Raw genomic sequence first — 13,071 nt, 5'->3', positions numbered from 1 at the left:
GGGCAGAGTTCCGGGTTTTCGGTGCTCAGGCCGGGTGGCGCCTTGCTTCACTGGCGGTCGATCAGGACCGTTTGCGAGCAAGGAGCCCTTTCCCATGCGCAGAGCCCTGCTGGCCACCGCCGTCGCCCTCGGCCTGTCGGCCGCGCTGCTACCCGCGACCGCGCAGGCCACTCCCGGCCATGGCATCTCCGCCGTCACCGTCTTCGACCAGGTGGCCGGCGACACCGACTACGTGTTCAAGGAGATCACCATCCAGCCCGGCGGCGCCACCGGCTGGCACTACCACCCCGGTCCCGTCAAGGCCTGGGTCAAGCAGGGCGTGTTGACCCACAACAAGTCCGACTGCTCCCTGGACGGCATCTACCGGCCCGGCGACTTCATCCAGGAACAGCCCGGCGACGGCTACGTCCACATCGGACGCAACCTCGGCACCACTCCAGTTGTGCTGGAAGTCCTCTACGAGGCCCCCGTCGGCCAGCCCGTGGCGATCGACGCCCCCAACCCCGGCTGCCCCTTCAACTAGTTCCGAACGAGGAATGTCCCGGCCCGGCAGCTGCCGGGCCGGGACATTCCTCGTTCGGGGTCAGATCAGGCCGAGGGACGCCAGGTCGGTGGCGTACTTACGGATGAGGTCGGCGGTGATGTGGGGGATGTCCTTGTCGGGGCCGATCTTGGCGGCCTGGACGGCGGCCTGGAAGCGGGTGGCGGGGATCCCGGCGCCGTTGACGGCCTCGGAAGGTGCGGCGTAGGCGTGGAGGAGGGGGAGGAGGGAGTGCTGGCGCTGGCGCTCGGGGAGGGCGCGGAGGGCCTGCTCGAGGCGGGTGAACCAGGTGTCGTAGTCCTCGATACGGGTGATGGGGTGGCCGGCGGCAATGAGCCAGTCGACGATGACGTCCAAGGAGATGCCGTCGGCGTGGGGGTTGAGGACGTTGAAGGTCCGGTAGCCGGCGAGGGTCTCGGTGCCGATGGTGGCGATGGCCTCGGCGGTGAAGTCGGCGGGCAGACCGTCGTAGTGGGCGGGACCGGAATCGGGGCGGTAGAAGGAAGACGGGGCGATGCCGGTGGCGATGAGGCTGAGCAGCAGGCGGGTGAAGACGTCGGGGACGTTGAGCTGGCCCCGGTAGCGCGAGTGGGCCAGGATCATGTCGGAGCGGAAGACGGAAACGGGCAGGGAGCAGAGGTCGAAGGCCTCGCGGAGGAGGACCTCGCCGGCCCACTTGCTGGTGGCGTAACCGCTGGCGTAGCCGGAATCCAAGGTGCGGACGGGACTGGTGACGCGGATGTCGGCGTCCTCGTCGCCGCTGGCGGTGTCGTCGAAGACGACGGCGACGGTGGACAGATAGGTGATGGGCTTCAAGCGGGTGGTGAGGGCCAGGCGGATGAGCTCGGCGGTGCCCACAACGTTGGGCCCGAACAGCTGGTCGTACGGCAGCACGTGGTTGACGAGCGCGGCGGGGTGCGAGATGTGGTCGACGGTGTCGGCCAAACGCTGCCAGGTCGCGGAATCCAGGCCGAGGTCGGGCTCGCCGATGTCGCCGGCCAAGACCTCCAGGTGCGAGGCGGCCAACGAGCGGAAGCGCTGGAGCAACTCGGGATCGCCGCTGTCGAAGGCGTCCTCGAGGCGTGCGGCGGCAGCGGCGGTGTCACGGCCGCGGACGATGCAGATGAGCTTGCCGCCGACGGAAGACAGCCGCTCCAACCACTCCAGGCACAGGAACCGGCCGAGGTAGCCATTGGCCCCGGTGAGCAAAACCGTCCTAATAGGACCATTGAACGCCGGCAGTGCAGCGGCGGCGGCCAACGTCTCGGCGTCGATGAACTCGGCCAGCTTCAGATCGGCGGCACGGGCCGGCGAGCCGCTGTGCACGGTGGCGAAGGTCGGCCGGGAAGAGCCGGATTCCACCTCGGCGGCGATGATCTCGGCCAGCCGGCGCAAGGTGTTGGCGGCGCTGATCACGACGCCGACCGGCACGTCGACCTGGAAGATCTCCTTGAGCAGGGTGGAATACGTGAGCGCGGACAGCGAATCGCCGCCGAGGTCGGTGAAGTGAGCGTCGGCCGACGGCACGCCGGCGGAGCTGCCGAGCATGGCCTGCGCGGCCCGCAGCACAGCGGGCAGCACCGGCTGCTGACGTCCGCCCTGCCGCAGCTGCTCCAGCTCGCCGGTCTCCCGCTCGGCCAACGTGGCGTACAGCTGTTCGAGGCGATCGCCGTACCGGTCTTTGAGTCGCGGCCGCATCAGCTTGCGGATATCCGACAGCAGGCCGTTTTCGGTGCTGAAGGGCTCGGTCTCGATGATGAAGTCGCGGGGGATCTCGTACGAGTTGAGCCCGGTCTCGCGAGCGATCTGCTGCAACGACGCGGCAATGTCGGCGTGTGACGCGCCGTCGGCCGGCACGACCACGGCCAGCAGATAGGACCGCTCGCTGCTGCCGTACACGTAGATCTGGCGCACCAACGGGCTCGCCGCGTACAGTGCGTCCAATTTGGACACCGCGACGAACTCGCCCTGGGACAGCTTGAGCACGTTCTTGCGGCGGTCCACGTACATCAGGTGCCCGGGCGCCGTCTCGGCCATGATGTCGCCGCTGCGGTAGTACCCGTCCTCGGTGAAGAACTCGGCGTTGAGCTCGGGCCGCTTGTAATAACCCGGAATGATCGTCGACGTCCTGAGGTGCAGCTCGCCACGCGGATACGGGGTGTCGGTACGGAAATAGCCCAGCTCCGGCACGTCGTCCAGCCGGTAGTCGATCACCGGTGGCCGCGGCACCACACCGTCGACCATGATCGCGCCGGCTTCGGTGGAGCCGAAGGCGTCGATGAGCGGGAAGCCGAGGCAGGCGGTGATGAACGCGGCGGTGTCGGCCGACAGCGGCGCGGAGCCGGTCGCGGCCCACACCATGCGACCGCCGAGGAAAGTCTTACGCAGCTTGGCGAAATCCTCGTCGCGGTGCCGCTGGTACAGCATCTCGCATACCCGTGGCGCGAGCATCAGCTCGGACGGGCGGGCCAGCTCGATGTCGTCGAACAGCGTGGAAAGGTCGCTGCGCGCGGTGAAATGCGTGATACCGCCGTTGGACAGCGACTTGATCAACATGGCCCGGCCGGCGACGTGGCTCATCGGCATGTAGCTCAGGCCGATGGCCGGATGTCCGCCCTCCTCGGGAAACCAGCCCCGCCACAGGCCGCTGACCAGCCGCGCCGGGTACATCGCGCCCTTGGGCGCGCCGGTGCTGCCCGAGGTGTAGACCAGCAGGGCCAGCTCGTCGGACTCCCATTCGTGGGCCGGCCGGGCCGGCAGCGCACGACCGTTGGCGATCACGCCGGCCAGTGGGTCGAGCACGACAGGGCGGTCGCTCTCGGCCAGACGTCGTTGGGCCGCTTGGAATTTCTCACGCTGGTCGTCGACATCGGGGTGGTAGTCGAACACGATCACGCGGCGCAGCGAGGCCAGCCCGGCGGTGGCCTCGATGGCCACGTCGACCAGCTCGATGCTGGTCGCGACGAGTACCGGCTCGGCCTCGGCGACGATCGGCGCGAGGTGCCCGGCGGTCGCGGAGTTCTGCAACGGCACCGCCACCGCGCCGCTGTGCACGCAGGCCAGGTCGACCACGGTGTAGTCGCCGCTGGTGAAACCCAGTGTGCAGACGATGTCGCCCGGCTTGAGCCCGTGCTCGCGCCAGTCGGCGGCGATCGCCGCGACCCGGTCCCGCACCTCGCCGTAGGTGATGGTGTCGTAGCGCGGCAGCAGACGTCGTGTGGTGCGGCCGGTCGCGGCATCCAGCACCGGCTCGGTGGCGCGGTCGGCCAGCGCCGGACGGTCCGCGTAGGTCGTCAGCACGGCTTCGATCTGACGGTGTAGTGGGGTGCTCGCGTCCCTGATCACCGCCGCGGCGGCCGGATCGGGCATCGCGGCCCGCAGCGCGGGGTCGGCGGCCAGCAACTCGGTCAGTCGGTCCTTGTCGGCATACGTGCGCAGCGTGTCTTCTTCCCCAGTTGGTTGCATAAATGAACTATCTACCTGTGGGTAACAACTCGTCCACACGGCGCAACTGTGACCACCGACTCATGGTGGTCGGGCCGTTACGTGCGGTAACATGCGCAGCTCAGTTGCGGGCGGTGTCCCGGATCGCCTGATTGAGGTCGGCGTGCGCGATGCCCAGCGCCTGCACCGCCACCTCGGTGTCCACGCACATGCCGTCGGCGTGCAGCCGAGCCATCATGGCCGGATTGAATCCGAGCACGATGCCATCCTTACGGGTCCGCAGCAGGCGATAGCGGATGACCAGCTGGGTCTCCCACCGGCGTAGCCGCCAGACCCGTTGCAGGGCATGGCCGCCGGCCACGGCGAAGCCGTGCAGCAGCCGGTGCCAGCTGACATTGGCCGTGGCAATGGGGAATTCGCCGTCCGCACGCTTGTCCAGGGCGGCCACGGCGGCGTCGGCCACCTCGGACACCGCCGCCACCGCGACCTCGCCCGGGTGGACCACGATTCCCTTGCCCTGGGCCAATTGCTCCAGCTGCGGGGCGAACGCCGACGGGCGGCCGGGCGTGTAGCCGAGCACGTACGGCAGCTCCAGCACGGCCAACGACATCTTGTCGCCAGCCGCCTGACGGGCCCACGACGTCTGTTCCAGCCGGCTCTGCACGTACGGACTTCCGTCCGGCAGACGGGATTCGGGGTGTTGGCGGTGCATGGTCGCGTAGAAGCTGCCGAGCAGCACCGACCGGTCGCAGCCGGCACGCCGGGCCGCCGCCAGCAGCCGCACGACCGGTTCGACGTTGCTGGCCCGGTAGTACGCGGCCGTGTCGATGTTCAGCGGCGAGTAGACCGCGGCCGTCGCCGCGTGCACCACGCCGTCGTGACCGGCCAACAGGTCGGTCAGCTCGTCGTCGGTGAGGCGGTTGACGTCGCCGGTGTGGAAGACGGCCGCGGCGGGCAGATGTTCCGACGGGGTGCGGCCCAGCACGGACACCTCGTGGCCTTGCCGGAGAAGCTTGTGGACGATGTGGTGGCCGACGAACCCGGTGCCGCCAACCAGCAGGACCTTCAAGAAACGTCTCCTCGCTCGAGCACACGTGCCGGCGCGGCCAGGACTTCCGCGACGACGGGGGAGTGGAAGTACAGGTCGGAGATGAGCAGCCAGCGCCGCGCCTCCTGCGCCGCCGTGCCGTCCTCCGTGCGACTGGCCGGCGGCACTGGCGGCGCGATCCGCCGGGGCCGGTTGGCCAGGTAGGCGGCCCGGCCGACCGCGAGGCCGGCGGCGTCGACCGCGGCGTCCAGCACGTCGCCGGTCAATCCCCTTGCGCGGCCGGCGGATTCGGCGTCGGCGTAGGTTTGTGGCGGCGTGAAGCGGCGCAGCGACTGCTGGAAGTCAGTCAGCTCGATCGTGCGGCGGTAGAGATTGTGCTTGGCCCGCAAGCGGAAGAGGTCGGCCAGTCGGGAACGGGACGGGTCGAGTGCTTCGGCCGGCAGCGTCCGCCACAGCTCCGACCACAGTGGATAGAGAGCGACGTAGGTGCGGTAGTACTGCCACCACAACCGCATGCTGTGCAACATATTCCGCACCGGTTGCAGGTATGGGCTGGACGTCAGCACGGAGTACAGGCCGGTGGCCGACAGGCCGAGCATGGTGCACGTGCCGGCGACGGCGATCGGCCAGCTCTCCACCTGCGCCTGCGCCCACGGCGGCACGACCCCGCTGAGCAGGGCGATCTGGTAGCCGGCCACGTGCACGTCGGTGATCATGGAGATCAGCGCGCCCAGCGAGTAGATCCACAGCGTGATCGACAGCCACCGGACCGACGCGGCCTTGCGGGCCCAGCGCAGGTTGACCCGCACCAGCTCCTGCAACGGGTACACCAGATAACAGGCCAGCAGCAGCCACGCCAGCGGCCCCGCCGGCGAGTCGGCCGGACCGCCGGTCATGAACCGGCCCTGTGGCCCGAAATCGAAGTCCCGTGCGTGCGGGGCCAGCGCGAACAGCCCGATGAAGACGGTGCATGAGAGCAGGACACCCTTGAGGTGCCGCGACATCTGCCGCGCTGACACCTCCGGCTCGTCGAGCGTGAAGTAGACGAAGCAGAGCATGAAGTACTGGCACAGGATGCCGGTGACGATGTGCGCCGGCCAGGTCACGTTGGCGTCGCCGATGACCAGCCACGGCGAGATCTGCGGCATGCGCACGGCCGAGGCGGCGAAGGCGAATAGCGCGCCGAGGCCCAACGCCCGCAACTGGGGCGCGCGACCGCCTTGGGCCAGCCGGTGCAGCACGGTGATCACGGCGACCAGCGACGTCGCCGCGCCGATCGGCACGGCCGCGGCCAGGTTCACGAGCGCTTGCGCGGGCCGAGGGTGGACATGAAACGGGCGATCACCGCGAGATCCTCGGGATCCGGCGGCGGGATCGGGTGGATCAGATGGGCCCGCGACACCCGCAGCGCCAGCTCGGTGGCGAACCGCTCGGCCGCGTCCTCCTGCTCGTCGACGTAGCCGCAACCGGACCGGCACAGCCCGGCCCGCACGGTCCGCTGGATGACCTGCGGCTGTAGATCGGGCAGCAGCGCGGACATCAGCCGCAGTTGCAGGCCGTCAAGGTCCTCTGTGGACAGATGGCCGAGCACCATGTGCGCCACCTCGTGGAAGACGGCGTGGCGCTGGGTGGCCTGCGGCGCGGTGTCGTCGTACACGATGCAGTCGAGTCTGGGGGCCTTGACCCACAGGCCGGAGAACGGCGCTGCCACGTCCGGCACCACCTCGGAGAACGGCACCAGGCTCACCGGACGGCCGCGGGACGCGGCCAGCCGCCGGACGAACTCCTCCAGGTCGGTGCCGACCGGCACCGCCGCCATCAGGTCCCGGACGGCCCGCGTGACCTGCCGGTGCCGGTGGCCTCGGCGCAACCACGACGTGAGACGCAACGGAATACCCCCAAGGATGGTGCTCGGTCAGACCTCGTGCTCGGCGTCGCGCTCGCGGACGTGGCGCAGCACCGCGGCCAGCACGCTCAGCGATGACGTGTCGCCGAGCTGGCGGGCGGCCATCGGCATCAGGTCGGCGAGCAGGTCGAGCTGCTCGGACACGCTCGCGATCAGCTTGGCGTCGGTGTCGGTGAGGTAGGCGGCGGGCACGCCGAAGTGCTCGGCCAGCGCCTGGAGCAGCTTGAGCCCCGGATCATCCTCGGAGCCGTCGCGGACCCGGCGCAGCTGGGCGACGTCGACGCCGATCGCCGCGGCCACCGCGTCGTCGGTGTACGGCGGCGCGGCCGGCCCGTTCGGCCGGACCTTGTCGAACAGGTTGTTCACCCGCTCCTGCACGGACGGCTGTCTCACGTACAGCGGCAGGTCGCCGACCGGGATGGCGTCCTTGACCAGGTACGTGACGTCCACGCCGAAGAAGTCGGCCAACTTCTGGATGAGCTTCAGGTTCGGGTTGTCGCGCTGGCCGGAGCGCAGCTGCGTGACGTACGTGTCGGTCGAGCCGATGGCCCGGGCCACCGCGCTGTGGCTGTACTCGGTGCGGCGGCGCGGGGCGTGCGGGTTGCCGGTGGCGGCCACGTCACGGGCGTGCTGGTGATCGGAGACGGGGCGCAGCTGCCGGGCGAACAGCGCCTGGATCTTCGCCGCCAGCGGCCCCGGCACGCCTGGTGTCCCCATGTGGCGAGGGTAACTGAGGTGCCGTTCCTGACGATACGTCTGGTGAAACCAGCTGGAGGTTGCAACCGGCAACATTTCGACCTCAATCGAATAGGTTCACCGGCGGTGAGCTGGGAATATCGGCCGGTCACGGTCGTAGTCACGTCGACCGAAACCGCTGCTCTGTTCGAGTGATACCGCTCTTCGTAACGGTGTTATGAGTTGGAGTTGATGGAATGCTGGGGCACCTGGACGGTCGTGAGGCCGTGTCGGCGGCCCGTAGGGGGAGGGGGCGGGTCACTCGCCTCCGTTCGCCGGCGCCGTCCGGCTCGACGGGTTCCCCAGCCCCGGAGCCGGATCGCTCACGATCTCCGTTCGGCCCGCTCGCGCATCGTTTCCCCGGCGCGGGCGGGCCGTTTTCCGATTCGGTCACGCTCACCGTGCGTGTGCCCACACGTCGCGGTTACGGGCCCGGTTGGTCGAGGCGGGCCAGGCGCTGGCCGGTGCGCGGTTGACCGAGACGTCTCGTGACGGCCAGGTTCAGGCCACTGTGGACGGTACGGGTGTGGTGCTGGGACTGGCGATCGCCGACCGGCGATGGAGTTCCGACATTCCCGGGCTCGATCTGATCAAAGGGCCGGGGAGCGACCGGTCGTTCATCGCGCAACCCGCGGTGGGGGACATGATCGAGTCCGTCGACCCGCCCGGGATGAAGGAGATCGTGCTCACCACCATCGAGAGCGACTGCCTGATCGACCGCCAGATCAAGACGAAGCTCATGATCGCGCTGGGTGTGGGCGGGATCGTGCTGGTCGGTCTGGGCGGTCTGTTGCTGCTGATCAGGAATCTGCGAGGCAGGCAGCCACAGCCGTGGCCTCCGGTGCGTTGAGCTGGCGGTAGATCGCCAACGCCTGCCGCCAGTGCTCGCGGGCTTCGGCGCTGGTGCGCGCCGAATGCGCGATGCCGTCGTGGGCGCGGGCCTGCACGAGGAGTTCCCGCAACGTGACGGCGATGTCCAATGCCTCGCGGTGGGCGTCGGCCGCCTGGGCGGGAGAGCCCTGCTGGCGCAGGGTTTCGCCGAAGTTGTTGAGGGCACGGGCCAGCAGGTAGTTGTTGTCGGTCTCGCGGGCCAGGTCGATGGCGCGGCGGTGGTGGTCGACGGCCTTGGCGTGGTCGCCGATGTTGCGGTACGCGGAGCCGACGTTGTCGAGGGCGTGCCCCTCGATCTCGGCATGCCCGATGCGGCGGCCGATCTCCAGGGCCTGCCGGTAGTGGGCCAGGGCGGCGTGGTGGTCGGCGGTCCGTTCGTGCACGTTGCCGATGTTGTTGAGGGTACTGGCCTCCCCGACGACATCGCCGATCTCGCGGGCGATGGCCAGGGCGTCTTCCTTGTGCCGCAAAGCTTCCTCGTAGCGGCCCAGGTACTCGGTGACGTTGCCGAGGTTGTCGAGGGCTCGCGCCCGGCCGGGGCGGTCGCCGACCTCGTCGGCGACGCGGGCGGCCTCGGCGAATCGGCCCAACGCCTGCTCGTAGTTGCCGAGGTGCTCGTCGACCAGCCCGATGTTGTTCAGTGCCCGGACGGCCACGCTGCGATCACCGGTGTCCAGGGCCTGGAGGTAGCGGTCGAGCGCCTCGCGCGGCCGGTCGAGCCGCCAGAAGATCACGCCGAGATTGCACAGGATAGCGGCCCTGGCCTCGGGTTCGGCGCTGCGGGCCGCGCAGGCGTGCAGCAGCTGGGCCTCGTGGTAGTACGCGCCGTTGTCGAGATAGCGGTGCAGGATGGCGGAAAGCTGCCCGACCTGGCGGGCCGAGGCGACCGGGGCGACGGCGATCAGGTTGGCCCGCTCGGCATCCAGCCACGCGTTGGCCTCGTCGATGTCGGCGAAAGTTGGCGCGTGCGTGGTCGGGGAGACCTTGGGACGGCGGTCCTTCTCGTACTCGACGGCGACGTCCATGGCCAGCGAGGCCGCGTAGACGTAGTGGTCGATCAGCCGCGTGGTGGCCTCGTCGCTCTCCGACGGCGTGACCAGCTCGCGGGCGTAGGTGCGGAGCAGGTCGTGCATGCGGTAGCGGCCGTCCTGCTCCTCGAGCAGGTGCCCGCCGACCAACGCGGCCAGCGTGTCGGCGTCGCCGGTCAGCGCGGCCGCGGCGTAGGCGTCGAAGTCCCGACCGGGATGCAGGCCCAGCAACCGGAACGCATCGGCGACGGGCGTGGGCAGCTGCCGGTACGACCAGGAGAACACCGCCCGCACCGCGGTCATCGGATCGCCGCCGGCGGCCAACAGGTCGAGTTTCCGGGTCTCCAGACCGAGTTCGGCGACGAGGTCGGACAGCGGACCGCGACGGGACACGGCCAGCTCGGCGGCGACGCGTAGGGCCAACGGGAGGCGGGCGCACTGCTCGGCCAGCTCACGGGCAGCAGTCGGCTCGGCATCGACGCGCGCGCCGATCAGACGGCGTAGCAAGGCGATCGCGGTGTCCATCGGCAGCAGATCGAGGTCCAGCCGGCGCGCGCCCTCCCGGGCCACCAGGCCGGCCAACGAGTCGCGGCTCGTCACGACCACCCGGCTGGCGGAGTCGCCCGGCAGCAGCGGACGGACCTGCTCGGCCGATTCGGCATTGTCCAGCAACACAAGCAGCCGTCGGTCGGCCAACTCGGTGCGGTAGCGGGCGGCCAGTTCGTCCAGCTCGCGCGGGCGCTCCTCGACGCCGAGGCTGCGCAGGAAGCCGTCCAGCACGGCGACCGGGTCCTGCGCCGGCTGCGGCCCGAAGCCGCGCAGATCCGCGTACAGGCAGCCGTCGGGGAAGCTCGATGCCGCCTGATGGGCCCAGCGCAACGCCAGCGCGGTCTTGCCGACGCCGGCCGTGCCGCTGATCGCCGACACCGGTTCGGTTGACAGCGCTCGGAGTTCCGCGTCGCGGCCGACGAAGATCAAGGGGTCCCGGGGCAGCTGCTGGGGTCGGGTTCGGAGCCGGACCGCCGGGCCGCTGAGTGGGTCGCCGCGCAGCATCCGCTGGTGCAGGTCGCGGATCGCCGGACCCGGCTGGACGCCGAGTTCCTTGTCCAGCAACGCATGCAGCCGCCGGTAGGCCCCGAGCGCCTCGGCCTGCCGGCCGCCGACGTACAGGCTGGTCATCAGCTGGCCCCACAGCCGCTCACGTAACGGGTACTGCGTTACCAGGCCGTCGAGCTCGGCCGCGAGACCGGCGTGCCGGCCGAGGGCCAGCCGGGCCTCGATCCAGTCCTCGATGGCCTCGATCCGATGTGCGGCAAGGCGTTCCACGTCGTGCCGCAGGTCGTCCGGCACGGTCAGACCGTCCAGGACCGGCCCGCGCCAGAGGCCGACGGCCAGCTCCAGACGCCCAGCGGCCACCTCCGGCCGCCCCGCCGCGAGCTCGCGGCGACCCTCCTCGAACAGCACGTCGAAGCGCAGGGCGTCGAGCTGATCAGGCGTGACCCGCAAGGTATAGCGGCCTTGCCTGGCCTCGATGCTCGGGCCTTCGCCGTCGGCCGTGCGGATCAGGCCGCGCAGCTCGGCGACGTGCGTGCGCAGATTGGACGACGCCGAGGCGGGCGGACGGCCGCGCCACAGCCAGTCGGTGAGGCGGCCGACGGGCACTGCGGTGTTCGGCCTAAGGGCCAGGACACCGAGCACCAGGCCGGTCATGCGGCGGCTCGGTGCCGCCGTGCCGTGGATCCGCAGCGGACCCAGCACGCCCAGTTCCATCGCACCCCTGCCGATGTGCGCCGCTGTGTGCGGTGGCGGCAAATCATACGCCCCGGCGGGAATGCCTTGCCGTGACCGAGAGGTGGACAGATGCGAAGATCACGATGGCTGGCCGCGCTGGCGATCGCCGGCTGCCTGGTCGCCGGGGCGGTCCCGGCGACCGCCGCGCCGGCCACAACGGTTCTGGGCGCCGGTGCCGACGGCTGCACCAGCGCCCGCGGCGCGGTCGTGCCGACCGCCGCGTCCGGCGGCCTGTTCGCCGAGGCGCTGAGCCGGCACGTCACCTGGCTCACCACCCTGAGCTGCACCGCGACCGGGATCCGGCACGACGGCGCGCCCAGGGTGAACAACCTGTTGTCCAACAACTGGTCCGGCTACCAGGTCACGCAGCACGCCAACTACGCGCAGGGCGGCTGGACCGTGCCGACCGTGACCGCGCCGGTGCCCGGCTACTCCACCACCGGCTACTACTCGTCGACGTGGGCCGGCATCGGCGGCGGCTTCAACGCCGGCAACGGGGCGCTGATCCAGGCCGGCACCACGCAGGACGTCGCCCCGAACGGCGCCACGACCTACTACGCGTGGTACGAGATCGTCGGCGGCATCGGCGACACCGGCAGCGAGCGGCGGATCAACAACCTGCCCGTGCATCCCGGCGATTTCGTCGGCGGCGTCGGCCTGTACACGGCCAGCGGCGCCCAGGCCGGGGTCTGCAACTTCACCATCGGCACCTGCGTGAGCGTGCCGCTGACGTCGTCACCGCCCGGGACGACGGCCGAATGGATCGTGGAAGCCCCTTATTCCGGCGGCATTCTGCCGCTGGCCGACTTCCACACCGTGACGTTCTCCAACAGCTGCTGGGCCTTGGCCTACGTGCAGGGTGGTTCCTGTTCGTCCATCCGGGCCGGTGGGGCGCAGCCGATCAGCATGCAGCAGTACGCCTTCGGCTCTTACCAGACCGTCGCCATCCCCGGCGCGCTCAGTGCCGACGGCGGCGGGTTCACCGACGGCTACTACCAGCCGTTCCAGCAGGGTCCGCCCTGCGGCCATCCGGGCCAGCCGGCCTGTCCGTGATGTCCTGACGTTTCACCGCCCGCAGCACGGTGTCGTTCACGTGGCCCGTTCCCTCCGGGGCCGGCACCGTGCGCGGGCGCGTCTCGTTCACCAGCACCGTCCATGTGTCGTCCAACAGCTCGGCGATCTCCGCCGGCCAGTAGAAGTCGTTGCGGTCGAACTGTTCCGGCAGCTCGTCGGGGGAGTGGCCGACCACGAGCACCGTGCCGGCCGGGGCCACCGCCGCGAGAATGTTGTGCAGCTGCCGGGGATTCGCCTTGGCCAGCGGGAAGTACTGCACCGACACCAGGTCGAACGAGTTCGCCGGCGGCGGCGCGACCGCCAGATCGGCCCGGGTCCAGGCGATGCCAATGCTCGGCCCGCTCGCCGCCCGGTCGATCGCCGTTTGCGAGATGTCCACGGCCGTCACCTGCCAGCCCTTCCCGGCCAGCCACCGGGCGTCCGCTCCCTCCCCACAGCCGACGTCCAGCGCCTGCCCCGGCGCGAGGTCCGTGACCTCCGTGACGAGCACGCCGTTCGGGTTGCCGCTGAACAGCTGTTCCCGGCTGCCGTAGAGATCGTCCCAGTACTGCTGGTCCATGGTCCGCATGCCTCGAACCTGCCCGACCAGCGGTAACGCCGGCAACGTTATTTG

The 13,071-nt window shown here is 70.1% G+C and carries 10 protein-coding genes; 3 read left to right on the top strand and 7 right to left on the bottom strand.

What is annotated here, in order from left to right; genetic code table 11:
* The first annotated feature begins 94 nt into the window (after nt 1-94).
* Nucleotides 95-523 (top strand): cupin domain-containing protein, encoded by a 429-nt coding sequence (locus M3Q35_RS15910; protein WP_273942561.1) that lies wholly within the window; start codon nt 95-97, stop codon nt 521-523.
* Nucleotides 524-583: 60 nt separating this feature from the next.
* Here the strand turns inward: M3Q35_RS15910 and car are convergent, their stop codons facing one another.
* The 5 genes from car to M3Q35_RS15885 all read right to left on the bottom strand — a co-directional run bounded on the left by car (nt 584) and on the right by M3Q35_RS15885 (nt 7,656).
* Nucleotides 584-4,006 (bottom strand): carboxylic acid reductase, encoded by a 3,423-nt coding sequence (gene car / locus M3Q35_RS15905; protein WP_273942560.1) that lies wholly within the window; start codon nt 4,004-4,006, stop codon nt 584-586.
* A gap of 100 nt (nt 4,007-4,106) precedes the next feature.
* Nucleotides 4,107-5,054, bottom strand: a complete 948-nt coding sequence (locus M3Q35_RS15900; RefSeq protein ID WP_273942559.1) for an NAD-dependent epimerase/dehydratase family protein — start codon at nt 5,052-5,054, stop codon at nt 4,107-4,109.
* Complete coding sequence (locus M3Q35_RS15895) at nt 5,051-6,334, bottom strand: MAB_1171c family putative transporter (protein ID WP_273942558.1); 1,284 nt, start codon at nt 6,332-6,334, stop codon at nt 5,051-5,053. Before M3Q35_RS15895 ends, M3Q35_RS15900 begins: the two co-directional genes overlap by 4 nt.
* Nucleotides 6,331-6,921, bottom strand: a complete 591-nt coding sequence (locus M3Q35_RS15890) for a hypothetical protein (RefSeq protein ID WP_273942556.1) — start codon at nt 6,919-6,921, stop codon at nt 6,331-6,333. The genes M3Q35_RS15895 and M3Q35_RS15890 overlap by 4 nt, the downstream gene beginning before the upstream one ends.
* Before the next feature lie 27 nt (nt 6,922-6,948).
* On the bottom strand, nt 6,949-7,656 hold the full coding sequence (locus M3Q35_RS15885; RefSeq protein WP_273942555.1) for a helix-turn-helix transcriptional regulator: 708 nt from the start codon (nt 7,654-7,656) through the stop codon (nt 6,949-6,951).
* A gap of 454 nt (nt 7,657-8,110) precedes the next feature.
* Here M3Q35_RS15885 and M3Q35_RS15880 point away from each other — a divergent pair, with 454 nt between their 5' ends.
* Entirely contained in the window at nt 8,111-8,524 is a 414-nt protein-coding gene (locus tag M3Q35_RS15880; RefSeq protein ID WP_273942554.1) for a hypothetical protein, read from the top strand.
* Here M3Q35_RS15880 and M3Q35_RS15875 read toward each other — a convergent pair.
* A complete protein-coding gene (locus M3Q35_RS15875; protein ID WP_273942553.1) occupies nt 8,475-11,363 on the bottom strand; it encodes an AfsR/SARP family transcriptional regulator in 2,889 nt (962 codons plus the stop codon). The two genes, M3Q35_RS15880 and M3Q35_RS15875, sit on opposite strands and share 50 nt — an antisense overlap.
* A gap of 90 nt (nt 11,364-11,453) precedes the next feature.
* On the opposite strand from M3Q35_RS15875, the gene M3Q35_RS15870 reads away from it, so the two are divergent.
* Complete coding sequence (locus M3Q35_RS15870) at nt 11,454-12,437, top strand: G1 family glutamic endopeptidase (protein ID WP_273942552.1); 984 nt, start codon at nt 11,454-11,456, stop codon at nt 12,435-12,437.
* Here M3Q35_RS15870 and M3Q35_RS15865 read toward each other — a convergent pair.
* Complete coding sequence (locus tag M3Q35_RS15865) at nt 12,364-13,026, bottom strand: class I SAM-dependent methyltransferase (protein WP_273942551.1); 663 nt, start codon at nt 13,024-13,026, stop codon at nt 12,364-12,366. The two genes, M3Q35_RS15870 and M3Q35_RS15865, sit on opposite strands and share 74 nt — an antisense overlap.
* Nucleotides 13,027-13,071 lie beyond the last annotated feature (45 nt).

The sequence above is a fragment of the Kutzneria chonburiensis genome (genome assembly GCF_028622115.1).
GTDB classification, from domain to species: Bacteria; Actinomycetota; Actinomycetes; order Mycobacteriales; family Pseudonocardiaceae; genus Kutzneria; species Kutzneria chonburiensis.
The sequence above is the reverse complement of the archived record's forward strand: the minus strand, read 5'-3'. Positions and strand labels throughout refer to the sequence as shown.

Coding starts and splice junctions, on each gene's coding strand:
- M3Q35_RS15885 (WP_273942555.1), bottom strand. CDS start 7,656: ATGGGGACACCAGGCGTGCCGGGGCCGCTGGCGGCGAAGATCCAGGCG.
- car (WP_273942560.1), bottom strand. CDS start 4,006: ATGCAACCAACTGGGGAAGAAGACACGCTGCGCACGTATGCCGACAAG.
- M3Q35_RS15910 (WP_273942561.1), top strand. CDS start 95: ATGCGCAGAGCCCTGCTGGCCACCGCCGTCGCCCTCGGCCTGTCGGCC.
- M3Q35_RS15875 (WP_273942553.1), bottom strand. CDS start 11,363: ATGGAACTGGGCGTGCTGGGTCCGCTGCGGATCCACGGCACGGCGGCA.
- M3Q35_RS15865 (WP_273942551.1), bottom strand. CDS start 13,026: ATGCGGACCATGGACCAGCAGTACTGGGACGATCTCTACGGCAGCCGG.
- M3Q35_RS15870 (WP_273942552.1), top strand. CDS start 11,454: ATGCGAAGATCACGATGGCTGGCCGCGCTGGCGATCGCCGGCTGCCTG.